The sequence below is a fragment of the Falsiroseomonas sp. HC035 genome (assembly GCF_050563525.1).
Classification (GTDB): domain Bacteria; phylum Pseudomonadota; class Alphaproteobacteria; order Acetobacterales; family Acetobacteraceae; genus Falsiroseomonas.
The window spans coordinates 292,641-316,663 of record NZ_JBNXUN010000003.1 but is presented as its reverse complement, the minus strand read 5'-3'; the positions used below and the strand labels follow the sequence as shown (position 1 = coordinate 316,663).

Genomic DNA, 24,023 nt, shown 5'->3' with positions numbered 1-24,023 from the left:
GGTCGGGTCGGTGCGGGAGATTGCGGCGGCGACGCGCCGGGTCAACCCACCTCGATCTTCGCGTCGCGCACCAGCTGCCCCATCAAGGCCCGCTGGTCCGCCACATACTTCGCGAATTCGGCCGGCGATGTGCCGACGGGCAGCGCGCCCAGCGTATCCAGCCGCGCCCTTACCGTGGCATCCGCGAGGGCGTGCAGCGCCGCCGCATGGAGCCGTTCGGTGATCGCCGGCGTCAGCCCGGCAGGGGCATACAGCCCGTTCCACTCGTTCAGCTCGTAGCCCGGAAAACCCTGCTCGGCGACGGTCGGCACGTCCGGCAGCGCCGCCAGCCGCTGCGTCGTGCTGACGGCCAGCGGCTTGATCGCGCCGTCGCGGGCCAGTTGCAGGGAGGAGGAGACGGTGCCGAAGACGAAGGTGATGTTGCCGCCCAGCAGGTCCTGCAATGCCGGCGTGCCGCCGCGATAGGGCACGTGCTGGATGTCGAGCCCGGCCCGGCTGAGGAACAGCGCGGAGGCCAGGTGCGCCGCCGTGGCATTGCCGGAGGAGCCATAGGACAGCGTGCCCTGACGCGCCTTCGCCCATGTGACGAACTCGGCCAGGCTGTTCACCGGCACGTTCTTGTTCACCACCAGCAATTGCGGCAGCACCACCACCTGGCTGATGGGGGTGAAGGCGGTGGCGTAGTCAAAGGACAGGTTGCGCAGCAGGGACGGGTTCACCGTATGCGCCAGCGCGTCGATCATGATGGTGTGGCCGTCCGGCGCGCTGCGCGCCAGATCCGCCGCGGCGATGGAGCCGCCGGCGCCGGCACGGTTTTCCACCACCACCGGCTGGCCGAGAAACGCGCCCATCGGCGTGGCCAGCAGGCGGGAGGTGGTGTCGACGCCACCGCCCGGCGGGTAGGGCGCCAGCATGCGGATCGGCCGTGTCGGCGCCCACTGTGCCAAGGCGCCACGCCCCAGGAAGGGTGTCGCCAGAAGGGCGCCAGCCAGCGCGCGGCGGGTGAGGGTGGTCATGGCGCGATCCTCCGCTTTTGTTGGCCGCACCATGCCCTGCGGGCCGGCATGCGGCTAGACTGCGGGGCATGACACGCCCACCCGATCTGTTCGGCGCCCCGGAAGCCGAGGCACCCGCACCACCGCCCGGCCCCCGCCCGTTGGCCGACCGCTTGCGGCCGCGCAGCCTTGATGAGGTGGTAGGCCAGCCGCAGCTGGTCGGGCCGGAGGGCAGCATCACCGGCATGCTGGCGCGCGGCAGTCTTTCCTCCGTGATCCTCTGGGGCCCGCCCGGCGTCGGCAAGACCACCATCGCGCGGCTGCTGGCGGAGGCCGCCGGGCTTTCCTTCGTCGCGCTGTCCGCGGTGTTCTCCGGCGTCTCCGATCTCAAGCGCGCCTTCGACGAAGCGCGCATGCGCCGTCGCAACGGCCGCGGCACGCTGCTGTTCGTGGACGAGATCCACCGGTTCAACCGCGCGCAGCAGGACGGCTTCCTGCCGGTGGTCGAGGACGGCACCGTGACGCTGGTCGGCGCCACCACGGAAAATCCCTCCTTCGCCCTGAACGGCGCGCTGCTGTCGCGCTGCCAGGTGCTGGTGCTGCAACGGCTGGACGAAGCCGCACTGGCCGACCTGATGGCGCGCGCCGAGGCCGAGGAGGCGCGGACCCTGCCGCTGACGGCAGAGGCGCGGAACAGCCTGGCCGGCATGGCCGATGGCGATGGCCGCTACCTGCTCAACATGGTGGAACAACTCCTGTCCCTGCCGCCGGGCGGCGATCCGCTGGATCCGGACGGCCTCGTCGCGCTGCTGGCAAAGCGCGCCGCCCTCTATGACAAGGACCGGGAGGAGCACTTCAACCTCATCTCCGCCCTGCACAAATCCCTGCGCGGCTCCGACCCTGACGCGGCGCTTTACTGGTTCGCGCGGATGCTGACCGGCGGCGAGGACCCCCGCTACATCGCCCGCCGCCTCCTGCGCTTCGCCTCCGAGGATGTCGGCATGGCCGACCCCCGGGCGTTGCAGATCGCGCTGGCGGGGTGGGAGGCGTATGAGCGGCTCGGCTCGCCGGAGGGCGAGCTGGCGCTGGCACAGGTGGTGGTGCATCTTGGCACCGCACCGAAATCCAATGCGCTGTATGCCGGCTTCGGGGCGGCGATGCGCGCGGCGAAGCAGACCGGCAGCCTGATGCCGCCACCCAATATCCTCAATGCGCCGACGAAGCTGATGAAGCAACTCGGCTACGGCGAGGGCTACGAATACGACCACGACGCCGAGGAGGGCTTTTCGGGCGCCGACTATTGGCCCCCGGGCATGGAGCGCCAGCGCTTCTACAGCCCGACGCAGCGCGGCGCGGAGGCGGCAGTGGCGGCGCGGCTGGCGGAATGGGATGCGCTGCGGAAGCGCCGGCGATGAACTGGCTGCTGGTCGCCGCGGGCGGCGCCGTGGGATCCCTGCTGCGACACGGCCTCTCCCAGCTGGCGATCGGCCAGCTCGGTGCCGGCTTTCCCTGGGGCACCCTGGCGGTGAACGTGCTCGGCAGCGCCGGCATCGGCATCGCGGCGGGGCTCGGGGTGCAGGGCGAGGCGCGGTTGCTGCTGGTCACCGGCCTGCTCGGCGGCTTCACCACCTTCTCCGCCTTCAGCCTGGAGACCGGCCTGCTGTTCGAGCGTGCCTGGTGGCTGGCGGCGGCCTACGTCGCGGCGTCGCTGGTCCTGGGCCTCGCCGCCTTCGGCATCGCCTATGGGCTGATACGACGCTGACCCGCGTCAGGTGCGGCGGATGCCGGTGAAGGTGGTCAGCCCGACTGGCATGTCCACCAGGTTGCGCTGATGCGCGGTGACACGGAAGAACTCGCCGATCGGGTAGTACGGCAGGTCCTGGAAGAACTGCGTCTGGATCTCCCGCGCCTTGGCCTGCTGCGCGGCGACATCCGGTGCCGCCATCCATTCCTGCCGCAACCTTTCCAGATCCGGGCTGTCCGGCCAGCCGAACCAGGCCCGCGCGCCATTCGCCCGCAGGCCAAGATTGGCCACCGGGTCGAGCAGCCCGGCGGCGCTGAAGCTGGAGGGGAAGACGCTCCAGCCGCCGCGCTCCACCGGCTCCCGCGAACCGCGCCGCTGCACGACGCTGCCCCAATCCGCGGCGAAGGGCTCCACATTCATCCCGACACGCCGCAGCATGTCCACGGCCACCTCGCTCATCGCCTTCAGCGTGGGCAGGTCCATCGGCTGCAGGACCACCACCTTCTCACCCTTGTAGCCGGCGGCGAAGATATCCTGGCGCGCCTTCTCGTAGTCGCGCGGGCCCTCCAGCACGGCGAGGCCTGCATCATTGGCCATCGGCGTATTCGGCACGAATACGCCGACGCCGCTGCGCCACAGGTTGCGATCGTCGCCAAAGGTCGCCGTCATGTAGGCGGCCTGGTCCAGAGCGCCGAGCAGCGCCCGGCGGATCGCGGGATTGTCGAAAGGCGGATGCAGGTGGTTGAGGCGGAGGATGCTGACGCTGCTGTCCTCCGTCACCTTCACGGCCACGTTGCGGGCGCGGCGCAGGATCGGCAGCAGGTCGTTGGGCGCGAATTCCACCCAATCCACCTCGTTCTGCTGGAGTGCTGCCGCGGCGGTCGCGTAGTCGGGCAGGACGTGCCACTCGACGCGGTCGAAATGCGCGACCTTGGGCCCGGCGGTGCGGCTGGGCGTGCCCTCGGGCCGGGGCACATAGCGCTCGAAGCGGTCATACACCACGCGCACGCCGGAGACGCGTTCCGCCGTGTTGAAGCGGAAGGGTCCGCTGCCGATGATCTCCGGCACGGGGCGCGATGGGTCGGTCAGCGCCAGGCGCTCCGGCATCATCGCCGGCATCGGCGCCGTCACCTTGCCCAGCGCGCGGGCCAGCAGCGGGAAGGGGCGCTTCAGCCGGAACCTGATGGTCCGGTCGTCCGGCGCGCTGAGTTCGTCGATGGCGGCGAGCAGTTCCTGCCCGAACATGTCGCGGGCGCCCCAGCGGCGGATGCTGGCGACGCAGTCGCGGCCGCGCACAGGCTCGCCGTCATGGAAGCGCAGCCCGTCCCGCAGGGTCAGCGTCCATTGCAGCCCGTCATTCTCCACCACATGGCCGGCGACCATCTGTGGCTGCAGGTTGTAGTCGGCGTCCATCCCATACAGCGTGTCGAACACCATGCCGCCATGGGTCAGCGTCACCGTCGCCGTGTTGAAGACCGGGTCGAGGACCGTCAGGTCGGTCTGCGGCACGAAGCGTAGGGTGCGCGCCGCGGCGGGCTGCGCACCGACGACCCGCGGTGCGGCCAGCAGGGCACTCGTGGCAGCCAGGATCGTGCGACGGGTCTGCATGCGGAGGAACTCCAGGACGACCCCGGAGGCAAAAGAACTTTGTAGACTGTGTCAATCGCGCAGGCGCGGCCGCTGCATCACGACAGGGCGTTGTCGTCCCAGCGTGGCCCAATCGGCGCCTTGCCGCCGCCCTCCGGGCGTTCCTGGACGTAGGTCGGCCAGGCCAGGCCCGTCACCTTGAAGCGCAGCGCGGCGAGGATGGCGCGGCCTTCCTCGGCGGGCACCTCGAAGCGAGAGGTGCCCGGCGCGGCATCGAGCTGGTGCAGGTAGTACGGCTTCACCCGGTGGCGCAGCATGGCGCGGAACAATTCCTCCAGCGCCGCCGCACTGTCGCTGACACCGCGCAGCAGCACGCTCTGCCCCAGCAGCACCACGCCGGCGCCGGTCAGGCGGCGCAGCGCGGTGGCAGCCTCGGCGGTGAATTCGCGGGCGTGGTTGGCATGCAGGCAGAGATACAGCGGCTTTTCCAGGTCCATCGCCGCCGCCAGTTCCGCCGTAACCCGCGCCGGATCAGCCACCGGAACCCGAGTATGAACCCGAAGGATCTCGATATGCGGGATCGCTGCCAGCCGTTCCAGCAGCCAGCCGAGCCGCCGTGGTGAGAGCATGAGGGGATCTCCGCCGGTCAGGATCACCTCCCGCACCTGCGGCGTCGCCGCGAACCAGGCGATCGCGGCTTCGAGCTGCGCCGTGTCCAGCAGCCCGCCGCCGGGCCCCACCACCTCCCGCCGGAAGCAGAAGCGGCAATAGACGGGGCAGGCCAGCAGCGGCTTCAGCAGGGCGCGGTCCGGGTAGCGGTGCACCACGCCGGGCACCGGGGTGAAGGGTGCGTCGGCGGTGGGGTCGGCGACCTCGTGTGGCGCCGTCTCCAGCTCCGCCACGTGCGGGACGTACTGCGCCGCGATCGGGTCCGCCGCATCCTCCGGCCGGATCAGCGCCGCCATCGCCGGCGTCACCGCGATGGCGTAGCGCTCCGCCACCGCCTCCAGCCCCGCCGCATCGGCGCCATGTGGCAGCAGCCCGGCGGCGGCCAGGCCGGCGGCATCGCGGATCGTCCGCTTCGGCAACAGGTTTCGGGGCGGGTTGGTATCGGGCATGATCCGCGCCGGTAAACCCCAACACCGGAGGCGCGTCCATGCCCAAGGCCGCATCGCCACATGGCCGGCAAGCCTGGACGCGCGACCGGCTCGCCGCGCGGCTGCCCTTCCTGCGCCGCCGCGCCGCACTCACCGCCGCCACCCGCGCCTTCTTCCAATCCCGCGGCTACCTGGAGGTGGAGACGCCCTGTCTGGTCCCTGCGCCCGGCATGGAGGTGCATCTGCGCGGCTTCGCCACGGAATACCGCCCGCATCTCGGCATCGGCGAGGAGACGCTGCTGTGGCTGCGGACCTCGCCCGAACTGGCGCTGAAGCGCCTGCTGGCCGGCGGGGCCGGGCCGATCTTCGAATTCGCCCGGGTCTGGCGCAACGGCGAGGCGAGCCCGAACCACGCGCCCGAATTCACCATGCTGGAGTGGTACGCGCCGGGCCTCGGCATGGCCGGGCTGATGGATGAGGCGGAGTTGCTTCTCCGCTCCGTCTGCCCCGGTGTTGTGGGACAGGGGGAGGTCACGGCGGATCTTTCCCGCCCCTTCGTCCGCATGACCATGGCTGAAGCCTTCAGCCGGTATTGCCGAGGCCTCGACATCCTGGGAACCGTCGATGTCGCGACCGGGGAGGGCAGCGCCACGAGGTTGCGCGCCGCCGCCGCCCGCAGCGGCCTGCATGTGTCGGAGACGGATAGCTGGGAGGACGGCTTCTTCCGCCTGATGCTGCGCTACGTCGAGCCGAAGCTCGGCCGCGGCCAGGCCACCTTCCTGACCCACTGGCCCACCCCCCAGGCCGCGCTGGCCCGGCGCGACCCGCAGGATGGCCGCGTCGCCCTGCGGTTCGAGCTATTCGCCGCAGGGCTGGAACTGGCCAACGCCTTTGAGGAACTGACCGACCCGGTGGAACAGCGCAGCCGCTTCGAACGCGACGTTGCCGCGCGCCGGGCCGAAAGCGGCGAGGCCGGCTGGGACGTGGATGAGGATTTCCTGGCGGCGCTGGACTACGGCATGCCGCCATCTTCCGGCATCGCGCTCGGCTTCGACCGGCTGGCGATGCTGGCCAGCGGCGCCGCGGAGATCGAGGACGTGCTGTGGCTGCCCGCCATCCCGCGCACGCCGCAGCCGGCCCTGGCCGCGCCGCCGAAGCTGCTTGCGGGGCCTGGCTAGTCGGCCTGGCTAGTCCCTCAGAGCCGCAAGAATTTCGGCGCTGCGCTCGGCCGGCCAGGCGAAGAAGGTGAAGACATAGGGGTCGGAGGCCGCAAAGACCGCCGGGTCCGGCGAGGCCACCTGCATCGTCGCCGCGTCGAACGCCGCATGCGGATGCCAGGCGCGGTCCAGCACGAACCAGCTTTCGTAGCCGAAGCCGGCCAGCAGCGCCGGCACGTCCCGCGTGCTGCCGGCACGGTGGCGTTCCTCGACCTCCAGCGACAGCACCGGGCGGCAGCGGCGCAGCGTCGCGGCGGCGCCCTCCAGCACCTCCTGCTCGAAGCCCTCCGCGTCCAGCTTGACGTGTTCCAGGTCGTCCAGCCCTAGCGCATCGATGGTCGTAACCGGCACCACATGCCGCGCCACGGTGACCGAGGCGAAGGCGTCGTAGGATTTGGCCGTGCTCGCCCACTGCTCCTGCGCCACGCCGTCCAGGATCGGCACGGACAGGGTAAGGCTTCCGGCAACAGCCCCCAGCGCCTCCGTCCGCAACTCCAGATGCGTCGGGATGGCGCCGTATTCCGCCAGCACCGCTTCGCGCAGCCGGGCGAAGGCGCTCGGCAGCGGTTCAAATGCAAGGACCTGGGCGCCGGGCAGGCGGGAGAAGGGCAGGGTCAGGAGCCCGTCATGCGCGCCCACATCCAGGATGGTGCCAGGGCGGTGCAGCCGCTGGTGGAAGCTCAACTCGTCCATGTGCCTGCCGGGCTCCCATTCCTGAGCCCGGCATGTGGCATCGGCGCGCGGAACGCCAGGGGCGGGCGCTTCAGTTCGGCGGGACTTCCGAAATCCGCAGCTGCGTCGGGATGCGGGAGCCGCGGTCGTAGCTGCCGATCCAGATGTCGTACTGGCCGGATTGCGGGTTGCGGAAAATCAGGCCGGGGTTGGTGCCCTGGAAGTCGTCGTTGCAGGCCCAGCGGCCGTTCGGCAGGTTGACCACCAGCGTGACGTCGGCCCGCGACACCGCCGAAAGATACAGCGGCAGCCCCTGGCCGGCGCTGTAGTTCAGCCGCACATCGGGCGCGTTGGCGATGGAGCCCAGGCACTCCCGCCCCCCGAGCCGCTCCGCCGGCAGTCCGCCACCTGCCGTGACGTTCACGACGTAAGGATCGGGCGCGAAATTGGCGCGGAGGTTCACCGTGCCGAAGGAGGGCTGCCGGTTGTAGTCCTGCGCCAGGGCCAGAGTCGGCACCGCGGCCAGGGCCAGCAGGGCGGCGATGTGTCGGGACAGCATGGTCGATCTCCAGCAGTGGCGGCGCAGGATGCGGCCGCTCGAATGAACATTTCCCTTTTCGTGGAGCCGCTGCATCCAACGGCTCGCGCCGACCGTAACGCTTCCGTCGCGGTTGAAAAGCCCGCGACGGCGTTGCCGCAACAATTCGAAACGGAAACCCGATGTCCCGCCCCCTGGTCTGGCTCGCCGTAGCATTGGGCTTTGCCCATCCTGCCGTCGCCCAATCTCCCGATCCCTCATCCTGGCTCCCGCTGGAGCGCCGCTTCGAGAGCACCGGCGGGGGCGGCTGGATGATCGACGGCTATGACCCGGTGCTGGCCGAGGGCCGCTGCCGCACGAACTTCCTGGCGCTCGGCCCGGGCGGGGAGCGTGTCGCCAACGTCGTGGAGTGGGAGGCCGTGCCGATCCCGGGAGGCATCCTGTGCCGCGACGGCCGCTGGCGCGGCCAGGACGGGCAGGGCGCCGGCACCACGCCGCTGCAGGTGTTCCTCCGCGCCGATGGCGCCCGGTTCCGCTCCCCGTGAGGCGGATCGCTCAGATGATCAGGCGCCCCGCACTCACCGGCACCACGCCGCCGCCGACGCTGACCCGGATGCCGAAATGCGGCATCGTCTGGGCGGCGAGCGCGAGGAGGCTCGGCCGGCCCATCTCGATGCCCTGCTCCACCTCGATCTCCAGCGCATCGGCACCCAGCCTCTGCATCAGCAGTCCGGCTAGCGCCACATTGGCACTGCCTGTCGCCGGGTCCTCCACCAGGCCTGACAGCGGCGCGAACATGCGCGCCCGCAGCCGGCCGGGGTGCAGGCGGGTGTAGAGCAGCAGGCCAATGGCGCGATCCGCCGGCAGGTTGGCGCGGAAGGCGGCGACATCCGGGGCGGCGGCGGCCAGTGTCTCCGCATCCGCGACCTCGGCGATGGCAAAGGGCGTGCCGCAGGAGGCGATAACCGCCTCCCCCACCAGCGCCGGCAGGCCGGCGCAGGCGGCAATGGCCTCGGCATGCAGCGTCTCGACCAGGGTAAAGGGCTGCGGCGCGGAGATGTGGGCGGCCGTGACCTCCCCTGCCGCATCGCGCAGCAGCCGCGCCTCCACCGCGCCAGCCGCCTGTTCCAGCAGCAGCGTATCGCCGGCGAGTTCCAGGTGCCGCGCCAGCAGAACGGCGGCGCCGACATTGGGGTGGCCGGCGAAGGGCAGTTCGCGGCCTGGGGTGAAGATGCGGATGCGGGCGCGGGACGGTTCGGCGGCGGTGACGAACACCGTCTCGCTCAGGTTGAACTCGCGCGCGATGGCCTGCATCACGGCGCCATCCAGATCTGCGGCGCCGTAGACCACGGCCAGCGGATTGCCGCCATGGCGGATGGTGGTGAAGACGTCGCAGGTTTCGAACATCAGGCTCATGATGATCTTGTCGGACGGGTTGGCGGCGTCAGGCAAGCGTCTTCCGGCAGGCTATCCGAAAGGAGCAGACCCTCAGCCCCCTGCGGCGGCAATCGCCGCGTTCATCGCCCGCACGCCGGCATCCGGCCCGTCGGGATGGTTCCAGACTGCGCCGACGACCGCCAGGAAATCCGCCCCGGCCTGGACCAGGGGCGCGCAGTTGGCGGCGGAAATGCCGCCGATGGCGACGCAGGGGATCTCGAACATCTCGGACCACCACTCCAGCAGGTCGGTCTCCGCCACATGCTCGGTCCGCTTCGTGCCAGTCGGGAAGAAGGCGCCGAAGGCGACGTAGTCCGCGCCCGCTTCCCCCGCCTCCATCGCCAGATGGCGGGAGGCGTGGCAGGTGACGCCGATCATTGCCTCCGCCCCCAGAAGTTTGCGCGCCGCGATGGGGTCGCCATCGCCCTGGCCGAGATGCACCCCGTCGCAGCCGGCGCGCTTCGCCAGGTCCATGCGGTCGTTCATTAGCACGGCGACGTCATGCGCCTGCGCCACCGGCAGCAGGGCTTCCGCCGCGCGCAGGATGGCATCCTCCGGCAGGTCCTTCAGCCGCAGTTGCAGCGCGGCGACGTCGCCGGCGCCGAGGGCGCGTTTCAGCGCCTCGGTGAAGCCGGGCAGGTCCGGGATGGCGGGCGGGGTGATGAGGTAGAGGCGGCAATCGGGCATGGCCCAGCGTGTCGCCCGCCGGCGGCGCTTTGGGAAGGGGTCACGCCAATCCGCGCCAGGCCAGGTGCGCGCCGAGTGCCAGCAGGCTGGCGAAGAAGATGCGCCGGAACAGCGCCGGCGGGATCTTCGCCCGCAGCCAGCCGCCCAGCGCCATGCCGCCGAGCGCCGGCGGCAGCGCCAGCAGCGATCCGCCGGCGGCCATCGGCGTGAAGCTGCCGGCCAGGGCCAGGGCGAGGCCCAACGCTACCGTCGCCACCAGGAAGGCAAGGCCGAGTGCCTGTACCAGCGCATCGCGCGAAAGCCCCAGCGCGCCGAGCCAGGGCACCACCGGCATGACGAAGACGCCCGTCGCCCCCGTCACCAGCCCGCCAAGCAGGCCGGTGGGCACCGCGCTGATACGTTCCGCCCGTGGCGACAGGTGAAACGGCGGCGCCGCCAGCCCCCAGCCACCATAGATCGCAAGAGCCAGCCCGAGCAGCCCGAGCGCTGCCGGCCCGCCACCCGTCAGCAGCCCGATCCCGGCCAGCGTGCCCGGCACCAGCATCAGCAGCATCGGCCACAGCCGCCGCAGCAGCGGCCGCAGCGCCGGTCCACTGGCCTGCATCACGTTGGTGGCGAGAGACGGCAGAACCAGCAGCGCCGCGGCCTCCGCCGGCGGCATCACCAGCGCCAGGACGCCGATGGCGATGGTCGGAAGGCCGAGGCCGATCAGGCCCTTGACCATCCCGGCGAGCAGGAAGACGAGGCCGGCGAAGACGGCGAGAGGCAGGTGTTCCATGCGGCCAGCCTGCCTGGGATCCGAAATCGATGCTTCGCTGCCGGCCGCAGCGTCCGGCGCCGGTCAGCCGGCCCGCGCGTCGGACGGGCCGACGGGTGTTACGCGAGAGGGGGAGGCCGTGTGGCCTCCCCATCGTGGTCTCAGTGCTTGTAGACGTTGATGATCGCGGCGAGCAGCGCCAGCGCATCGGCCTTGGAGCGCTGGAAGGCGTTGCGGCCCATGATGGAGCCGTTGCCGCCGGCGGCGTGGATGGCGCGGACCTCGTCCAGGATCGCCTCCGTACCCTTGGCCTCGCCGCCGGAGAACACCACCAGGCGCCGGCCGCCGAAGCAGGCCTGCACGATGTGGGCGAAGCGCTTGGTGGCGTCGTCCTCCACCGGGCTCGCCTGGTAGGTCTTCTTCGCTGCATCCAGGCTGATGGCGGAAGTCGGCGGCTTCACCTTGATGATGTGCGCGCCGACCAGCGCCGCCATGTGCGCGGCATAGGCGCAGATGTCGAGCGCCGTCTCGCCGACCTTGTCCAGCATCGGGCCGCGCGGATAGCTCCACACCACCACGGCAAGGCCGACGGACTTGGCCTCCTCCGCCAGCTCGCGCAGCTCCTCGATCATCTCGAACTGATATTCGGAGCCGGGGTAGATGGTGAAGCCGATGGCCGAGCAGCCCAGGCGCAGCGCGTCGCCGACGCTGGCCGTCACGCCCTGGTCCTTGGTGGTGGACAGGCTGTTGCTGCTGTTCATCTTCAGGATGGTCGGGATGGTGCCGGCATAGGTCGCGGCACCCGCCTCGATCATGCCGAGCGGCGCGGCATAGGCGTTCAGCCCGGCCTCAAGCGCCAGCTCGAACAGGTAGCGCGGGTCGTAGGCCGCGGGGTTCGGCGCGAAGCTGCGGGCCGGGCCATGCTCGAAGCCCTGGTCGACCGGCAGGATCACCATCCGCCCGGTGCCGCCGAGCTTGCCGGCCATCAGGATGCGGGCGAGGTTCGCCTTGGTCCCGGGATTGTCGCTCTCATACCAGGACAGGATTTCCTGGACTTTTGGCGTCAGACGCATTCTCGGGAGTCCTCTCGGATGTCGGCAAACGATGTCCGGGGTCTAGCGCAGCATGGCCCCGGTGTCATGCGTCCGGGCCAGCCAATCCGCCAGTTTGGCGCGCGCGGCAGGGCGGCGGAGATCAAGTTCGCGCAGGTCCAGAGCCGGCGGGCGCGAGGGCAGCAGCAGCGCGCCAACCTCTGCCGCCGCTCCGGACACGGTGGCGAAGGCCGGAAGCGCGCCATGCAGCACCAGGATGCGGCAGCCGGCGCGAAGGCCCGCCAGCGCATCGCCGGCCGCATCGCCGCAGCACAGGGCGTTGGGCGCATCGCCGCGGTCCTGCACGCCGGACGTAGCGCCGGCCGCCGCGACCAGCGCGCGCCAAGCGCCCGGGCCGAGGAACCCGGCAGCGCCCGGCGCCGATAGGAGCAGCACGCCACCCGGCCCCGCGACCTCCAGCGCCGCGCGGCCTTCCGCCGCCGACCGCACCAGAACAGCCGGCGGAAGCCGGACCGAACCCTTGCTCACCGTTGACCCGCCGCGCCGTGCATGCAAAGCGTTGCAGCATGCCGGAACCGGTGGCGACAAGGCGCAGGCGGCGCAGTCGCTGCGTTTGGGCGCGCAACGGGGCGGGGGTTTCTGGTGTCAGGCATGCGTGCGGAAACCGGCGACCCGACCAGCCGCGCCCTGGCGCGGCTGGAACAGGCCGTCGAGAGACTGGCCGAGGCAGCCGCCCAGCCCCGCGCCGTTGCCGCGCCGGGTGAAGGCATCCCGAAGGCCGCCGTCGCCGCCATCGCGGACCGGCTGGACGAGACGATTGCGCGCCTGCGCGCGGCGCTCGGAGAGGATCAGTAGATGGGTCAGGTCACCGTCCGCGTCGGCGGCTACAGCCACCCGGTTTCCTGCGAGGATGGCCAGGAAGCCCACCTGGTCTCTTTGGCCGGGGAGGTCGACAAGCGGGTCAATTCCATCAAGGCGATGGGCGGCCAGTTCGGCGAAAGCCGCCTGCTGCTGCTCGGCGCGCTGCTGCTGGCCGACGAGGTGCACGACCTGAAGGTCGCGCTGTCCCAGGCCCGCGCCGGCCAGAACATGGCCGCCCCGCAGCCCGACCCGAAGCTGGCGGAACGCCTGGCGCGCATCGCCGACCGCATCGAGGGCATTGCCCAGACCCTCGACCGTCCCTAACTAGGATATGCGGGGCTGCCCGGTTGGTGAGGCACATGAACCCCCGGGGCCAATAAGCATCCTCCGGGGGCTGGCGCTGCTCAGGTCTTGGCCTGGGTACCTGGTTCCCACCTGCAAAAGCAGGTCTCAGGAGGGTTATAACGCCCACGGCCATGGTGGCTCCGCAGCTTTACATATCCTCTGACGTGCCGCAGGCACGCCAAAGGCGTAACAGGCGCGGCCTCCGGCCGCCTGCCTACGCGCCTCGCACGGTTGGTCTGGGTGAGGGTAATCTGGGCGAGGGTAATCTGGGCAAAGTCCGCCTTCGCGGCCTCGGCGCGCTGCGGCGCCGCCGGCGCTCTGCCATTCCTCAAGCGCCGGGCGGCGGCATCCGCCACCTTGGCTTTGCTCCCTCTCCCCCGCAGGGAGGAGAGGGTTGGGGCGAGGGGGGCGCACAGGACCGGCGCGACACCGCCCCATGATGCTCTGTCCCGAACTCCTCGCTGGCATGAAGGCGGAGGCGCGCAAGGCCGCGCTGGCCCGTCGCGCCGCCTGCGATCCTGCCCTTGGGGCACGTCTGGCCCACCACGTCCTGCGCGACGCGCCGCCGCCACCCGGCGCCACCGTTGCCGGCTTCTGGCCGATGGGCCCGGAGATCGACATCCGCCCGCTGCTGCTGGCCCTGCACGCGTGCGGCCACCGTATCGCGCTGCCGGTCACGCCGAAGCGCGGCAACCCGCTGCGCTTTCGCCAGTGGCAGCCCGGCGACACGCTGGCGCGCGGCCCGCTCGGCACCAGCCAACCAGGTCCAGAGGCGCCGGACCTCACACCCGATTGGCTGCTGGTCCCGCTGCTGGCCTTCGACCGTGCCGGGCGCCGCCTCGGCTATGGCGGCGGCTATTACGACCGCACCCTGGCCAGCCTGCCCGGCGCCACCGCCATCGGGGTTGCCTATGCATGCCAGGAGGTTGACGAAGTGCCCGCGGGCGTGGACGACGCACCCCTGTCTGCCGTCGCGACGGAGCGCGGCCTGATCTTCTGCGGAGCCTCCCCGGTTTGAGAATACTGTTCCTCGGCGACCTCGTCGGCCGCTCCGGCCGGGAGGCCGCCGCCGCCGCCATCCCCGGCCTGCGGCAACGCCTGGCGCTCGACCTGGTGGTGGTCAATGCGGAGAATGCCAGCCACGGCTTCGGCTTGGCGCCGGAGATGGCACGCGCGCTGTTCCTGGCCGGGGCGGATGTCCTGACGCTCGGCAACCACGCCTGGGACCGCAAGGAAATCTTCGCCTACATCGAGACCGAGCCGCGCCTCATCCGGCCGCTGAACTACCCGCCCGGCACCCCCGGCAAGGGTGCCTTCGTCGTGGCGCTGGACGATGGCCGCAAGGCGCTGGTGGTGCAGGCGATGGGCCGGCTGTTCATGGATGCGCTGGACGACCCTTTCCGCGGCGTGCAGGCGGCCATCGCCGGGCACCGCATGGGCGCCGGCGGCTCCGTCCAGGCGATCCTCGTCGACTTCCATGCCGAGGCGAGTTCGGAAAAGCTCGCCATGGGTCACAGCTTCGACGGCAAGGTATCCCTGGTGGTGGGCACCCATACCCACACGCCCTCCGCCGATCACCAGATCCTGGTGGGCGGCACCGGCTACATGACGGATGCCGGCATGTGCGGCGACTACGACAGCGTCATCGGCATGCAGAAGGGCGGCGCCGCGCTGCGCTTCTGGAAGAAGGTGCCCGGCGAGAAGCTGGCCCCTGCCGAGGGCGAGGCCACGGTCTGCGGCGTCTTCCTGGAAACCGACGACGCCACCGGCCTCGCCACCCGCATCGAGCCTGTTCGCATGGGCGGCCGGCTCAGCCAGGCGATTCCCGCCCTTCAGGCCGCCTGACGAAACCGCGCCAGCCCACCGGACCGCAGCAGGGTAGAGGGCAGGGGCCGCCCCACCACCTCCTCCGCCAGCCGCCCGGCCTCGACCAGCGCATCCAGGTCGATGCCGGTGGCGAGGCCCATCTCCTCGCACAGCAGCACCAGTTCCTCGGTCGCGATGTTGCCCGGCGCGCCCGGTTGGCCGGCGAAGGGGCAGCCGCCCAGCCCGCCCACCGTGGTGTCGAAGCGGGAAATCCCGAGCCGCAGCCCGGCATGGGCGTTGGCGATGCCGAGCCCACGCGTGTCATGCAGGTGCAGGATGAGCGACAGCTCCGGCCAGCGCGCCCGCACCTCGCCCACCACGCGCTCGATCCGTGCCGGCGTCGCCCACCCCATGGTATCCGCCAGCGTCGCCTCGCGCAGCGTCAGGCCGTGCTCGGCGCCGATCTCGAACGCGTCCACCAGCGCTTCGATCACCTTGGCCGGCGGCACGTCGCCTGAATAGTTGCAGCCGAAGGCGGCCTGCACGCTGATCCGCGGCACCAGCACCCCGGCCTCCAGATGCGCCGCGACGTTGCTGCGTTGCGCCGCCAGGTTCTTCGCCCGGTCGCGGTTCAGGTTCTTCAGGGAGAAGGCCTCGGACGCCACGACGGTGACGGCGCCCTCCACCTTCAGCCGGTCGCGGAAGGCGAGCGCGCGCGCAAGCCCGGCGGCGTTGAACCACAGCGCCGTGTAGGTCACGCCCGCGCGCGGCGCGAAGCCCGCCACCACCGCCTCCGCATCCGCCCAGCCCGGCACCAGCTTGGGCGAGACGAAGGAGCAGACCTGGATGTGGTGCAGCCCGGTGGCGGACAACGCATCCACCAGCGCCACCTTGCGGGCGGTCGGGATCGGGCCGGGCTCGATCTGGAAGCCCTCGCGGGGACCTTCCTCGCGGATCTCGACGGATGACGGCAGGTCGGACATGGCGCGTTCTCCTCGCCGTGCAGGCTACACCCCCACCTGCCCGATGCGGAACCCTGACCCCAAGGGTGCCGGCGCGCTGCGCCGAGCGGCCGAACGGTCGCCGCGCCCAGGCCGACCGCGCGAAAGTTCGAAACAGTGCAGGGCGCCCGCCGCTTGAGGTCAGGAAAACATAGCCCTTCTGGGCCTTTTCAGGCCCAGCTGGGCAAATCGATCCAGGCCAGGTGCCCCCCCTTTCCGGCGCCGCAGTCCAGGAAGATGCAGCGCCCGCCCAGCGCCCCCTCCGCCACGAAGGGCCGGCCGTCCATGCTGCGGCGGTCATGGCCGCAGACCACGGTGACATCGGCCGGAATCTTGTCCACCCAGTCATGCACCCTGTCGGGGAAGCCATCCTGGCGCATCCGCCCGGTCACCTGGCCGAACAGCGCCCGCGTCACCAGGCCCTGCGCCTTCTGCGTGCCGGCATCCGGCGGCGGCGCCGCGTGCAGCATGCCGGGGTGGTAGCCGCCATGCACGAACACACGGCCGCCATCGCGGATCCAGGCCGGGGCACGGGCAATCTCCTCGATCGCGCGCGCCTTCAGCGCCGCCCCATCCGGGGCCGCGTCGAGCTGCGCCAGGGTCCGCCCCAGCCCCTCCGCCTGGATGCGCAGCGGCGTGCCGGTCAGGGCGCGGCGCAGCTTGTGGTCGTGGTTGCCGAGCAGGAACAGCCCCTGTCGTGCGTCGATCAGCGCGAACATGCGGCGCAGCACCTCCGGGCTGTCCGGCCCGTGGTCGGTCAGGTCGCCGAGCTGCAGCACGAACATGTCGGCCGCCAGGGCGCCATCGACGGCATGGGAGAAGGCCTGCGCATCGCCATGCACATCGGCTACCACGCGCAGCCCGGCGAAGCCGCGCCACAGGTTTTCAGGCGGGGTCATCAGGCCGGACCCCTCACTTGCGCAGCGCCGCGAAGCCGGCCAACGCCCGGGCGCGGCCCGTCGCATGATCCACCACTGGGGAGGGGTAGCCGTTGCGGGCGATGGCCTTGGGCGCCTCCCACGGCTTGTGGATGAAGGCGTTCGGCATCGCCGCCAGCTCCGGCACCCACCGGCGGACATAGGCGCCCTCCGGGTCGAACTTCTCGCCCTGCAGGATCGGGTTGAACACCCGGAAATACGGCGCCGCATCCGTGCCGCAGCCCGCCACCCACTGCCAGGAGGCGCTGTTGGAGGCGAGGTCGGCATCCACCAGCGTGTCCCAGAACCAGGCGGCACCCTCCTGCCAGGACTGCATCAGGTGCTTCACCAGCAGGCTGGCTGCGATCATCCGGACCCGGTTGTGCATCCAGCCGGTCTGCCACAACTGCCGCATGCCCGCATCCACCACCGGATAGCCGGTAAGGCCGCGTTGCCAGGCATGCAGCAGCTTCGCGTCGGGCTGCCATGGGAAGCTGGCGAACTCCGCCCGCAGCGGCGCCTCCGGCATCTCCGGCCGGTGCCATAGCAGGTGATAGGCGAATTCGCGCCAGAGGATCTCCTTCAGGAAGGTCTCGCTGGCAGTCGCGTCCGCCTGCGCGGCGCGGACCGCATGCCAGACCTGGCCCGGCGAAACCTCTCCCCAGCGCAGATGCGGCGACAGGCCGGAGGAACCCTCGATGCCCGGCAGGTTGCGCTGCATATCGTACTTGCCCAGCGCCCGGTCCACGAAGCGCGCCAGCCGCGCCTGGGCGCCGGCCTCGCCCGGTTGCCAGGTTTCGGGAAAGCCCGCCGCCCAGTCCGGCTCGCCCGGCACCGGATACAGGCCGAGCGATTCCAGCGTCTCGCCCCCCTCGGGCGGCGTGACGCCGGGGATGCACTCGGGCGCGGCGCGCGGCGCCGGCGGGTCGCCGGCCGCCAGCAGGGTCTTTGCAAAGGGCGAATAGACCGCGTAGGGCTTGCCGCTCGCGGCGCCGAAGCCGTGCGGTTCGCGCAGCAGCGTCGTGGTGTGCAGGTGCAGCGCGCGGCCGGAATCGGCCAGCGCCTCGTGCACACGGCGCGACTGCTCGCGGGCCCAGGGCTCGTAGCCGCGGCCGGCATGGACGGCCCGGGCGCCGACAGCCTCAGCCAGGGCCGGCAGCACCATCTCCGCCCGCCCGCGCGCCAGCAGCAGCGTCGCGCCCCGCGCCGCGAGATCGGCCTGCAAGGATGCCAGGCTGCGATGCAGCCACCAACGCGAAGCGGCGCCGGCGCGGTGTGCGTCCGCGGCGTCATCGTCCAGCACGAAGACCGGCAGGACCGGGCGGCCGCCTTCCAGGGCGGCGAGCAGGGCGGGATGGTCGGAGAGGCGAAGGTCGTGGCGGAACCACAGCAGGCGGGGCTCGGTCATCCCTGCCATGTAGGATGAAACGACCGATTAGGGAGCAGCGGGAGCGAACCATTGCGGATCGAACGCGTTCTTGACCCGACCGCAACGCCTGCCGCCCTGGTTTGCCCTGACGTGCACGGGCAGCGCGGGCCACAACAGAGGATACCCCCGCATGATCCAGACGACCCTCCTGCGCCGTCGCTTCCTGACCCTGGGCACGATGGCCGCCGCCGGCTCGCTCGCCGCCCCCGCCATCCTGCGTGCCCAGACCGTGCCGCCGACCCGCACCCTCGCCGACACCATGGCCGGCGACAGCCGCTTCGCCCGCTTCTTGGACCTGATCAGCCGTGGCGGCATGGTTGAGGACTTCCGCAGCGCCGAGCCGATGACCGTCTTCGCCCCGACCGACGCCGCCTTCTTCGGCGCCCCTGCCAACCTGCTGCAGCAGCTCGTCGGCACCAACAGCTCCGGCGGCAGCCAGGAGAGCGTGGACCGCCAGCGCCTCGGCGCGCTGATCAACTACCACATCCTGCCTGGCGCTTTCCGCGCCTCCGAGCTGATGGGCAGCGATCGCCGCCTTCGCACGCGCAATGGCGCCGACATTGCCCTGACCGGCACGACCGAGGGCCTGATGTTGCAGAACCCGGCCCCGGCGATGCAGATGGGCGGCTTCGGCGCGGCCGGTGCCAACGTCTCCTCCCGCCCGGCGCGGGTGGTGCAGGCCGATATCGTGGCCAGCAACGGCGTGATCCACGCGATCGACCAGGTCATCTGGCCGTGAGGTGACGCGGCGGGGCCCGGAGCATTTTCAAGCCAGGCGGAGACGCCTCGCGACTCGGAAGATGTGGCAGGTCTAGTCCCCGCCGATTTGCGTGAGGACAGGCGCGCCGTCCGGCAAGGACGGCGCGTTTTCCGTTCCTGGCGGCCTGGTGCCGCGCAAGGGGCCGGTCGGGAAGCTGAACAGCCGGTCCTGGCCGAGCAGGAAGGCGCGGCCGCCCCGCGGGAACAGGGCGGCGATGGCGGGGTCACGCACCTCCAGCCCGCCGGTATAGGCGCCGAAGGCCGGCAGCAGCAGGCGCCGCGCATCGGTCAGGAAGCAGGGGCGCGTCACGGTCCCCGCGCGGGTCGGCATGGCTGCCTTCGGGTGGTAGTGGCCCGAGACCTCGAAATTGGCGCCGTGTTCGGCGATGTGGCGGAACATCAGCGGCCCGCGCCGCCATTCCGCCACGGCAATGCCGGGCAGGCCGACCGGCGGTTCCGGGTCGTGGTTGCCCAGCACCCACACCACCTCCAGCCCCGCCAGCATGCGCTGCAAGGCGGCGCAATCCGCGGCCTGCAGTCGGGCGCAGCCATGGCGGTCGTGGAAGCTGTCCCCCAGCAGCACCAGGCGTGCCGGCTTCCAGCGCCGCAGCGCCAGCGCCAGGCGCTCCAGCGTCTCCCGCGTGTCGTAGGGCGGCAGGAAGCGGCCGGCGGCGGCGAAGCTGCTGCCCTTTTCCAGGTGCAGGTCGGCCACGACCAGAAGTTGTTCCGAAGGCCAGGCGAGCAGCCCGGCCGGGTCCAGCATCAGGCGCTGGCCGGCCATGTGAAGCGGTGCTGCGTTCAAGAGGGGGCTCCGTAGTTCTTCGGCGCGTTGCGCACGAAGCGGTTGTAGCGCTTGGGGTCGCGCGGGCGTCGCGCGCGGTCGCGGTCGCCGCGCGGCGGGATGGTCTCGGTGACGTTGGCGAGGATCTCGGAAAACACGTCGGCCCCATCGGTCGCGTCTGCGACGAGGTCCGCTGCCTCCGCCAGCAGCGCATCCTGCGCGCCACCGGCGACCCATTCGCGGCCCTCCTCGATCAGCGCCGGCACGGCCAGCGGCGAGGCACGCTCGAGGCGCATGTGGCGGATGCCGCCGGCCTTCGCGCGCGCCAGCAGCAGCCCGATCCGCGCCACGTCGGTCAGCCCTGCGGCGGCTTCGCGCCGCGTCGCGCGCAGCAGGATGTGGTCCGGCTCATGCTTCCGCAGCACGTCGTAGATCAGGTCGGAGTTCATCGTCATCTGCCGCGGTCGCTTCTCCGTCCCCGGATGGTTCTTCTCGATCAGCCCCGCGATGGTGGCGATGTTCCGGAAGGTGCGGCGGAGCATGCTGCTCTCGGCCATCCAGGCCTCCAGCTCCTCGCCCAGGATGTCCTCCTCGAACAGCCGCTCGATGCCGGTGAGTTCGAAGGCCGACCAGGCGGCCAGCACGTAGTCCGTCGCCAGGTATCCGAGCGGTCCCATGCCGAGACGTTCCATCCGCTTGGTCACCAGCATGCCCAGCGTCTGGTGCGCGAGGCGCCCCTCGAAGCAATAGGCCACCAGGAACCAGCGGTCGCCGCGCAGGAAGGTCTCCACCAGCAGCCCGTCGCGCGGCGGCATGATGGATTGGTGCTGCTGCAGCCGTAGCCACTCGCGCACGGATTCGGGCAGGGCGGGCCAGGAGGACGGGTCGTGCAGGATGCCGCGCACGCGGGCCGCGAGATGCGTGGTCAGCGGCATGCGGCTGCCGGCATAGGCCGGCACGCGCGGCTCGCCCTCTCCGCCTCGGGAGACCATGCAGGCCAGCGCGTCCAGCCCCTCAAACTTCAGGAGTTGGCCGGCGAAGATGAAGCAGTCGCCGGCGGTGAGCGTGGAGACGAACCACTCCTCGACCTCGCCGAGCACCGGACCGCCGCGCAGGCGGACTTTTACGAGCGGCGTCTCGACGATGGTGCCGAGGTTCATGCGCAACTGCCGCGCGGCGGCGGGACCGCGGATATGCACCATGCCTTCAGAATCGCGGAACAGCCGGCGGAAGCGGTCGTAGGATTGCAGGGCGTAGCCGCCGTTTTCCACGAAGCCCAGCGCATCGTCGAAATCCCGCCGCGTCAGCGCGGCATAGGGCGCGGCACGGATCACCTCCGCATACAGGTCATCCGGGTGGAACGGCCCCGCCACCGCAACAGCCAAAATGTGCTGCGCCAGCACGTCGAGGCCGCCCTCCCGGGGCGGATCGCCATCCAACTCTTCCGCCGCGATGGCCTGGCGGGCGGCGACGCATTCGATGACCTCGAAGCGGTTCGCCGGCACCAGCACCGCCTGGCTCGCCTCGTCCATCCGGTGATTGGCGCGGCCGATGCGTTGCAGCAGTCGCGAAACGCCCTTCGGCGCGCCGACCTGCACCACCTGGTCGACCGCGCCCCAGTCGATGCCGAGGTCGAGCGAGGCGGTCGCCACGACGGCGCGCAGCTTTCCCTCCGCCATCGCGGCCTCAACCTTGCGGCGCTGTTCCACGGTCAGGCTGCCGTGGTGCAGGCCGATGGGCAGGTTGTCATCGTTCAGCCGCCACAGCGCCTGGAAGCACAGCTCCGACTGCGCGCGGGTGTTGACGAAGACGATGGTGACGCCGGCGCCGCGGATGCGGCGATAGACCTCCGGCATCGAGGCCAGGCCCATATGGCCGCCCCAGGGCAGGCGGCCCTCGGGCAGCAGCATGTCGAGGTGTGGCGCCGCCCCCGGAGCGCCCTGCACCAGCGCCACATCCTGGGCCCGCGCGGTGGGCGAAAGGTAGGCGCGAAGCGACGTCGGATGCGCGACCGTCGCAGACAGGCCAATGCGCCGCGCCGCTGGCGCCAGCGTCGAAAGCCGGGCCAGCCCGAGCGCCAACTGGTCGCCGCGCTTGCTGCCGGCCAGGGCGTGGATCTCGTCCACCACGATGGCGTGCAGCCCGGCGAACATCTCGCCAGCATCCGGCAGGGTCAGCAGCAGCGCCAGGCTCTCGGGCGTGGTCAGCAGCAGGTGCGGCGGTGCCGCGCGCTGGCGGGCGCGGCGGTTGGCAGGGGTATCGCCGGTGCGGGTTTCGATGCGGATCGGCAGGCCCATCGCCTCGACGGGCGCGGTCAGGTTGCGCGCGATGTCCACCGCCAGGGCCTTCAGCGGCGAGATGTACAGTGTGTGCAGACCCTCGCGCGGATGCTCGTGCAGATCGACCAGGCTGGGCAGGAAGCCGGCCAGGGTCTTGCCGCCGCCGGTCGGCGCCACCAGCAGCGCGCTCTGCCCTCCTTGCACAGCCGCCAGCAGCGCCATCTGGTGCGGCCGCGGCGACCAGCCGCGCGCGGCGAACCACTGGCTGAACAGTTCCGGCAATGTTCCCATCTGCCGGGGACTATGGCGATGCTGGCGAGGAAGGGAAAGGGCGGTCAGACCTTTTCCAGCGCCCGGTGCGGCAGCGCTGGCATTTCGGCCCGCACGGCATCGCCCGGCCGCACCACGCCGCCCTGGCGCACGATGGCCATGATGCCCGCCTTCAGGATCAGCGCGCCCTCCGGCGTGCGGCCGAGCGTGGCGCGCATCAGCCCCGGCTGGAAGTGGTCGAGCTGGTAGCAGGGGTTGCGCAGCCCGGTCACCTCCACCACCGCCGCATCGCCCAGGTGCAGCAGCGTGCCCTGCGGCAGCGCCAGCAGGTCGAGGCCCGCCACCGTCACATTCTCCCCGATCGCGCCGGGGCTGACATCGAAGCCCTGGCCGCGCAGTTCCTCCAGCAACCCGGCGTCGACCAGATGCACCTGGCGCAGGTTGGGCTGGTCCGGGTTCGCCTTGACGCGGGACCGGTGCTTCACCGTCACGCCGCAATGCGCATCGCCCGCCACCCCCAGCCCCGCCAGCAGCGTGATGTCCGGCAGCACTGGCTTGGAAAAGGCATGTCCGGCCGCCGCAGCCACCGCGATCACTTCAGCCGGCATGGTGTCGTCCCGATTCGATCCTCACTGAAGAAAGCCGATCCAGCGCCCCGCGACCACCGTGCCGATCCAGGCCAGCAGCGAAACCAGCGCCGCCGCCCGCACCGAGGCCGCGACGGGCGCCCCCGCCAGCGCCTGCCGCCACGGCGCACGCAGATGCAGCACCGCAAGGTTCAGCAGCCCGGCCCCGATCAGGCCCAGCTTCGCCAGGAAGGCCGGGTTCTCCAGGTAGGCGCCGGGCCGCGTGGTGAACAGCCAGAACCCGGTCACAGCCGCGAGCCCAAGCCCCATCGCCGCGACGCGCCACAGCGGCGGCCCGAACAGCGCCAGCGGCACGGCCCGGAAGGCGCCGAGCAGGCGCAGGTCCAGCGTCGCGATGGCGCCGAACAGCAGGCCGATGCCCAGGATATGTGCCGCATTCACCAGCAGGTAGGCGGTCTGCCAGTCCCGCAGCAGCGCCGCCCCGCGCCAGGCGGCCATTGCCTCCAGGCTCAGCTGCGGATCCGCTCGGGGTAGATGTCGTAGGTGCGTTCCCGCACCGTCACCCGCACCGCCTTCATCCGCCGCTCATCGCTGCTGCGCGAACTGTTGCCGAGCGCCCGCACCTCGTCGCCTGCACGGGCGGACTCGGCGTTGAAGCCGGCGGCGGCGGTCTGGCGCGGATTGCCCAGCTCAACGATCCAGAGCTGGCCATTCGCTTCGACGCGCAGGGTCGGGTGCGGCGCGCCGATGTAGATTTCGCGGATCGTGCCGGTCAACTCGCCCTGGTCGCCCTCCGCCCAGGACCAGCCGTGATGCGCCGCGGCGCCGCCGGCGGTGACGGTAGCGGCGAGGAAGCCCAGCGCTGCGCGCCGTCCGTGGGTGTGCCTTTGCATGCAAGCCCTCCTTGGGTTGACGGGCGGCAAGTTGGGACGATGCAGGCGGCTGTCGAGGTGCAGCCGCTCAGGCGGCCTGGCGCGCCACCACCAGCGCCACCAGGGCGCCGAAATCCTTGCACTCGCCCAGCTCCTCGGCCTCCACCGCCACGCCGCTGCGCGCCTCCACCTCCAGGCTGATCAGCGTGTGGTTCAGGCTGTCCCAGCCCGGCACGTCGCCGGCCGCCATGTCGGGAGTCAGCACGATATCGCGGTCCCCGATCACCTCCCGCGCAATGGCCTGCAGGTCGGCGAGGTTGAAGGCGGGCATGG

The 24,023-nt window shown here is 71.3% G+C and carries 28 protein-coding genes and 1 other RNA gene; 10 read left to right on the top strand and 19 right to left on the bottom strand.

The annotated features are described in order from the left end of the window. Nucleotides 1-41: 41 nt before the first annotated feature. Complete coding sequence (locus tag ACLF3G_RS09240) at nt 42-1,016, bottom strand: Bug family tripartite tricarboxylate transporter substrate binding protein (protein ID WP_430669070.1); 975 nt, start codon at nt 1,014-1,016, stop codon at nt 42-44. A 68-nt stretch (nt 1,017-1,084) separates the two neighbouring features. On the opposite strand from ACLF3G_RS09240, the gene ACLF3G_RS09235 reads away from it, so the two are divergent. Together ACLF3G_RS09235 and ACLF3G_RS09230 are read left to right on the top strand one after the other, a co-directional pair. Further along, complete coding sequence (locus ACLF3G_RS09235) at nt 1,085-2,410, top strand: replication-associated recombination protein A (protein ID WP_430669069.1); 1,326 nt, start codon at nt 1,085-1,087, stop codon at nt 2,408-2,410. Next, on the top strand, nt 2,407-2,757 hold the full coding sequence (locus ACLF3G_RS09230) for a fluoride efflux transporter FluC (protein WP_430669068.1): 351 nt from the start codon (nt 2,407-2,409) through the stop codon (nt 2,755-2,757). Before ACLF3G_RS09235 ends, ACLF3G_RS09230 begins: the two co-directional genes overlap by 4 nt. 6 nt (nt 2,758-2,763) lie before the next feature. Here ACLF3G_RS09230 and ACLF3G_RS09225 read toward each other — a convergent pair whose 3' ends face one another. After that, entirely contained in the window at nt 2,764-4,347 is a 1,584-nt protein-coding gene (locus tag ACLF3G_RS09225) for an ABC transporter substrate-binding protein (RefSeq protein ID WP_430669067.1), read from the bottom strand. Between the two features lie 77 nt (nt 4,348-4,424). Continuing rightward, nucleotides 4,425-5,444 (bottom strand): lysine-2,3-aminomutase-like protein, encoded by a 1,020-nt coding sequence (locus tag ACLF3G_RS09220; protein ID WP_430669066.1) that lies wholly within the window; start codon nt 5,442-5,444, stop codon nt 4,425-4,427. Nucleotides 5,445-5,482: 38 nt separating this feature from the next. On the opposite strand from ACLF3G_RS09220, the gene epmA reads away from it, so the two are divergent. Continuing rightward, nucleotides 5,483-6,601, top strand: coding sequence for an EF-P lysine aminoacylase EpmA (gene epmA / locus ACLF3G_RS09215; RefSeq protein WP_430669065.1), 1,119 nt, complete (start codon nt 5,483-5,485; stop codon nt 6,599-6,601). A 9-nt stretch (nt 6,602-6,610) separates the two neighbouring features. Here the strand turns inward: epmA and ACLF3G_RS09210 are convergent, their stop codons facing one another. Both ACLF3G_RS09210 and ACLF3G_RS09205 read right to left on the bottom strand, forming a co-directional pair. Beyond that, nucleotides 6,611-7,333, bottom strand: coding sequence for an FkbM family methyltransferase (locus tag ACLF3G_RS09210; protein ID WP_430669064.1), 723 nt, complete (start codon nt 7,331-7,333; stop codon nt 6,611-6,613). A gap of 70 nt (nt 7,334-7,403) precedes the next feature. Beyond that, on the bottom strand, nt 7,404-7,871 hold the full coding sequence (locus tag ACLF3G_RS09205; protein WP_430669063.1) for a hypothetical protein: 468 nt from the start codon (nt 7,869-7,871) through the stop codon (nt 7,404-7,406). A 161-nt stretch (nt 7,872-8,032) separates the two neighbouring features. On the opposite strand from ACLF3G_RS09205, the gene ACLF3G_RS09200 reads away from it, so the two are divergent. After that, on the top strand, nt 8,033-8,395 hold the full coding sequence (locus tag ACLF3G_RS09200; protein WP_430669062.1) for a hypothetical protein: 363 nt from the start codon (nt 8,033-8,035) through the stop codon (nt 8,393-8,395). Between the two features lie 10 nt (nt 8,396-8,405). On the opposite strand, the gene ACLF3G_RS09195 is transcribed toward ACLF3G_RS09200, so the two are convergent. The 5 genes from ACLF3G_RS09195 to ACLF3G_RS09175 all read right to left on the bottom strand — a co-directional run bounded on the left by ACLF3G_RS09195 (nt 8,406) and on the right by ACLF3G_RS09175 (nt 12,311). Further along, nucleotides 8,406-9,302 (bottom strand): PhzF family phenazine biosynthesis protein, encoded by an 897-nt coding sequence (locus tag ACLF3G_RS09195; protein ID WP_430669061.1) that lies wholly within the window; start codon nt 9,300-9,302, stop codon nt 8,406-8,408. Nucleotides 9,303-9,338: 36 nt separating this feature from the next. Continuing rightward, nucleotides 9,339-9,974, bottom strand: a complete 636-nt coding sequence (thiE, locus tag ACLF3G_RS09190) for a thiamine phosphate synthase (RefSeq protein WP_430669060.1) — start codon at nt 9,972-9,974, stop codon at nt 9,339-9,341. A 40-nt stretch (nt 9,975-10,014) separates the two neighbouring features. After that, nucleotides 10,015-10,752, bottom strand: a complete 738-nt coding sequence (locus ACLF3G_RS09185; protein ID WP_430669059.1) for a sulfite exporter TauE/SafE family protein — start codon at nt 10,750-10,752, stop codon at nt 10,015-10,017. 140 nt (nt 10,753-10,892) lie between these two features. After that, on the bottom strand, nt 10,893-11,804 hold the full coding sequence (locus tag ACLF3G_RS09180) for a class I fructose-bisphosphate aldolase (protein WP_430669058.1): 912 nt from the start codon (nt 11,802-11,804) through the stop codon (nt 10,893-10,895). Nucleotides 11,805-11,846: 42 nt separating this feature from the next. Further along, complete coding sequence (locus ACLF3G_RS09175) at nt 11,847-12,311, bottom strand: hypothetical protein (protein ID WP_430669057.1); 465 nt, start codon at nt 12,309-12,311, stop codon at nt 11,847-11,849. 123 nt (nt 12,312-12,434) lie between these two features. On the opposite strand from ACLF3G_RS09175, the gene ACLF3G_RS09170 reads away from it, so the two are divergent. The 5 genes from ACLF3G_RS09170 to ACLF3G_RS09150 all read left to right on the top strand — a co-directional run bounded on the left by ACLF3G_RS09170 (nt 12,435) and on the right by ACLF3G_RS09150 (nt 14,834). Beyond that, the gene (locus tag ACLF3G_RS09170; RefSeq protein WP_430669056.1) at nt 12,435-12,638 is read left to right on the top strand and encodes a hypothetical protein; all 204 of its coding nucleotides are present in this window, start codon (nt 12,435-12,437) and stop codon (nt 12,636-12,638) included. After that, complete coding sequence (locus ACLF3G_RS09165; protein ID WP_216839869.1) at nt 12,639-12,968, top strand: cell division protein ZapA; 330 nt, start codon at nt 12,639-12,641, stop codon at nt 12,966-12,968. 9 nt (nt 12,969-12,977) lie between these two features. Then, nucleotides 12,978-13,134, top strand: a non-coding RNA gene (gene ssrS, locus ACLF3G_RS09160) — 6S RNA. Between the two features lie 291 nt (nt 13,135-13,425). Beyond that, nucleotides 13,426-14,007: a 5-formyltetrahydrofolate cyclo-ligase gene (locus tag ACLF3G_RS09155; RefSeq protein WP_430669055.1), complete on the top strand. Its 582-nt coding sequence runs from the start codon at nt 13,426-13,428 to the stop codon at nt 14,005-14,007. Then, nucleotides 14,004-14,834 (top strand): TIGR00282 family metallophosphoesterase, encoded by an 831-nt coding sequence (locus ACLF3G_RS09150; protein ID WP_430669054.1) that lies wholly within the window; start codon nt 14,004-14,006, stop codon nt 14,832-14,834. The genes ACLF3G_RS09155 and ACLF3G_RS09150 overlap by 4 nt, the downstream gene beginning before the upstream one ends. Here the strand turns inward: ACLF3G_RS09150 and ACLF3G_RS09145 are convergent. From ACLF3G_RS09145 to ACLF3G_RS09135, 3 genes are all read right to left on the bottom strand, one after another. Beyond that, nucleotides 14,822-15,778, bottom strand: a complete 957-nt coding sequence (locus ACLF3G_RS09145) for a hydroxymethylglutaryl-CoA lyase (RefSeq protein ID WP_430669053.1) — start codon at nt 15,776-15,778, stop codon at nt 14,822-14,824. The two genes, ACLF3G_RS09150 and ACLF3G_RS09145, sit on opposite strands and share 13 nt — an antisense overlap. 188 nt (nt 15,779-15,966) lie before the next feature. Continuing rightward, complete coding sequence (locus tag ACLF3G_RS09140) at nt 15,967-16,695, bottom strand: metallophosphoesterase (RefSeq protein WP_430669052.1); 729 nt, start codon at nt 16,693-16,695, stop codon at nt 15,967-15,969. A gap of 13 nt (nt 16,696-16,708) precedes the next feature. After that, on the bottom strand, nt 16,709-18,121 hold the full coding sequence (locus ACLF3G_RS09135; RefSeq protein WP_430669051.1) for a cryptochrome/photolyase family protein: 1,413 nt from the start codon (nt 18,119-18,121) through the stop codon (nt 16,709-16,711). 151 nt (nt 18,122-18,272) lie between these two features. Between ACLF3G_RS09135 and ACLF3G_RS09130 the strand changes: the two genes are divergently transcribed. Further along, the gene (locus ACLF3G_RS09130) at nt 18,273-18,881 is read left to right on the top strand and encodes a fasciclin domain-containing protein (RefSeq protein ID WP_430669050.1); all 609 of its coding nucleotides are present in this window, start codon (nt 18,273-18,275) and stop codon (nt 18,879-18,881) included. A 72-nt stretch (nt 18,882-18,953) separates the two neighbouring features. Here ACLF3G_RS09130 and pdeM read toward each other — a convergent pair whose 3' ends face one another. The 6 genes from pdeM to ACLF3G_RS09100 form a co-directional block, all read right to left on the bottom strand. Further along, the gene (pdeM, locus tag ACLF3G_RS09125; RefSeq protein ID WP_430669049.1) at nt 18,954-19,703 is read right to left on the bottom strand and encodes a ligase-associated DNA damage response endonuclease PdeM; all 750 of its coding nucleotides are present in this window, start codon (nt 19,701-19,703) and stop codon (nt 18,954-18,956) included. After that, nucleotides 19,700-22,252 carry a ligase-associated DNA damage response DEXH box helicase gene (locus ACLF3G_RS09120; protein WP_430669048.1) on the bottom strand — a complete coding sequence of 851 codons (2,553 nt, stop codon included), beginning with the start codon at nt 22,250-22,252 and terminating at the stop codon, nt 19,700-19,702. Before ACLF3G_RS09120 ends, pdeM begins: the two co-directional genes overlap by 4 nt. A 44-nt stretch (nt 22,253-22,296) precedes the next feature. Further along, on the bottom strand, nt 22,297-22,839 hold the full coding sequence (locus ACLF3G_RS09115; protein WP_430669047.1) for an MOSC domain-containing protein: 543 nt from the start codon (nt 22,837-22,839) through the stop codon (nt 22,297-22,299). Between the two features lie 21 nt (nt 22,840-22,860). Further along, entirely contained in the window at nt 22,861-23,316 is a 456-nt protein-coding gene (locus ACLF3G_RS09110; RefSeq protein WP_430669046.1) for a DUF2214 domain-containing protein, read from the bottom strand. A gap of 11 nt (nt 23,317-23,327) precedes the next feature. After that, nucleotides 23,328-23,711: a DUF6152 family protein gene (locus tag ACLF3G_RS09105; protein ID WP_430669045.1), complete on the bottom strand. Its 384-nt coding sequence runs from the start codon at nt 23,709-23,711 to the stop codon at nt 23,328-23,330. Nucleotides 23,712-23,778: 67 nt separating this feature from the next. Next, nucleotides 23,779-24,021, bottom strand: coding sequence for an acyl carrier protein (locus tag ACLF3G_RS09100; RefSeq protein ID WP_430669044.1), 243 nt, complete (start codon nt 24,019-24,021; stop codon nt 23,779-23,781). Nucleotides 24,022-24,023: the final 2 nt, after the last annotated feature.

Bases quoted from the DNA above. Each gene is read 5' to 3' on its own strand.
- ACLF3G_RS09240 (WP_430669070.1), bottom strand. From the start codon at position 1,016: ATGACCACCCTCACCCGCCGCGCGCTGGCTGGCGCCCTTCTGGCGACA.
- ACLF3G_RS09235 (WP_430669069.1), top strand. From the start codon at position 1,085: ATGACACGCCCACCCGATCTGTTCGGCGCCCCGGAAGCCGAGGCACCC.
- ACLF3G_RS09230 (WP_430669068.1), top strand. From the start codon at position 2,407: ATGAACTGGCTGCTGGTCGCCGCGGGCGGCGCCGTGGGATCCCTGCTG.
- ACLF3G_RS09225 (WP_430669067.1), bottom strand. From the start codon at position 4,347: ATGCAGACCCGTCGCACGATCCTGGCTGCCACGAGTGCCCTGCTGGCC.
- ACLF3G_RS09220 (WP_430669066.1), bottom strand. From the start codon at position 5,444: ATGCCCGATACCAACCCGCCCCGAAACCTGTTGCCGAAGCGGACGATC.
- epmA (WP_430669065.1), top strand. From the start codon at position 5,483: ATGCCCAAGGCCGCATCGCCACATGGCCGGCAAGCCTGGACGCGCGAC.
- ACLF3G_RS09210 (WP_430669064.1), bottom strand. From the start codon at position 7,333: ATGGACGAGTTGAGCTTCCACCAGCGGCTGCACCGCCCTGGCACCATC.
- ACLF3G_RS09205 (WP_430669063.1), bottom strand. From the start codon at position 7,871: ATGCTGTCCCGACACATCGCCGCCCTGCTGGCCCTGGCCGCGGTGCCG.
- ACLF3G_RS09200 (WP_430669062.1), top strand. From the start codon at position 8,033: ATGTCCCGCCCCCTGGTCTGGCTCGCCGTAGCATTGGGCTTTGCCCAT.
- thiE (WP_430669060.1), bottom strand. From the start codon at position 9,974: ATGCCCGATTGCCGCCTCTACCTCATCACCCCGCCCGCCATCCCGGAC.
- ACLF3G_RS09185 (WP_430669059.1), bottom strand. From the start codon at position 10,752: ATGGAACACCTGCCTCTCGCCGTCTTCGCCGGCCTCGTCTTCCTGCTC.
- ACLF3G_RS09180 (WP_430669058.1), bottom strand. From the start codon at position 11,804: ATGCGTCTGACGCCAAAAGTCCAGGAAATCCTGTCCTGGTATGAGAGC.
- ACLF3G_RS09170 (WP_430669056.1), top strand. From the start codon at position 12,435: ATGCGTGCGGAAACCGGCGACCCGACCAGCCGCGCCCTGGCGCGGCTG.
- ACLF3G_RS09165 (WP_216839869.1), top strand. From the start codon at position 12,639: ATGGGTCAGGTCACCGTCCGCGTCGGCGGCTACAGCCACCCGGTTTCC.
- ACLF3G_RS09155 (WP_430669055.1), top strand. From the start codon at position 13,426: ATGATGCTCTGTCCCGAACTCCTCGCTGGCATGAAGGCGGAGGCGCGC.
- ACLF3G_RS09145 (WP_430669053.1), bottom strand. From the start codon at position 15,778: ATGTCCGACCTGCCGTCATCCGTCGAGATCCGCGAGGAAGGTCCCCGC.
- ACLF3G_RS09140 (WP_430669052.1), bottom strand. From the start codon at position 16,695: ATGACCCCGCCTGAAAACCTGTGGCGCGGCTTCGCCGGGCTGCGCGTG.
- ACLF3G_RS09135 (WP_430669051.1), bottom strand. From the start codon at position 18,121: ATGACCGAGCCCCGCCTGCTGTGGTTCCGCCACGACCTTCGCCTCTCC.
- ACLF3G_RS09130 (WP_430669050.1), top strand. From the start codon at position 18,273: ATGATCCAGACGACCCTCCTGCGCCGTCGCTTCCTGACCCTGGGCACG.
- ACLF3G_RS09120 (WP_430669048.1), bottom strand. From the start codon at position 22,252: ATGGGAACATTGCCGGAACTGTTCAGCCAGTGGTTCGCCGCGCGCGGC.
- ACLF3G_RS09115 (WP_430669047.1), bottom strand. From the start codon at position 22,839: ATGCCGGCTGAAGTGATCGCGGTGGCTGCGGCGGCCGGACATGCCTTT.
- ACLF3G_RS09110 (WP_430669046.1), bottom strand. From the start codon at position 23,316: ATGGCCGCCTGGCGCGGGGCGGCGCTGCTGCGGGACTGGCAGACCGCC.
- ACLF3G_RS09105 (WP_430669045.1), bottom strand. From the start codon at position 23,711: ATGCAAAGGCACACCCACGGACGGCGCGCAGCGCTGGGCTTCCTCGCC.
- ACLF3G_RS09100 (WP_430669044.1), bottom strand. From the start codon at position 24,021: ATGCCCGCCTTCAACCTCGCCGACCTGCAGGCCATTGCGCGGGAGGTG.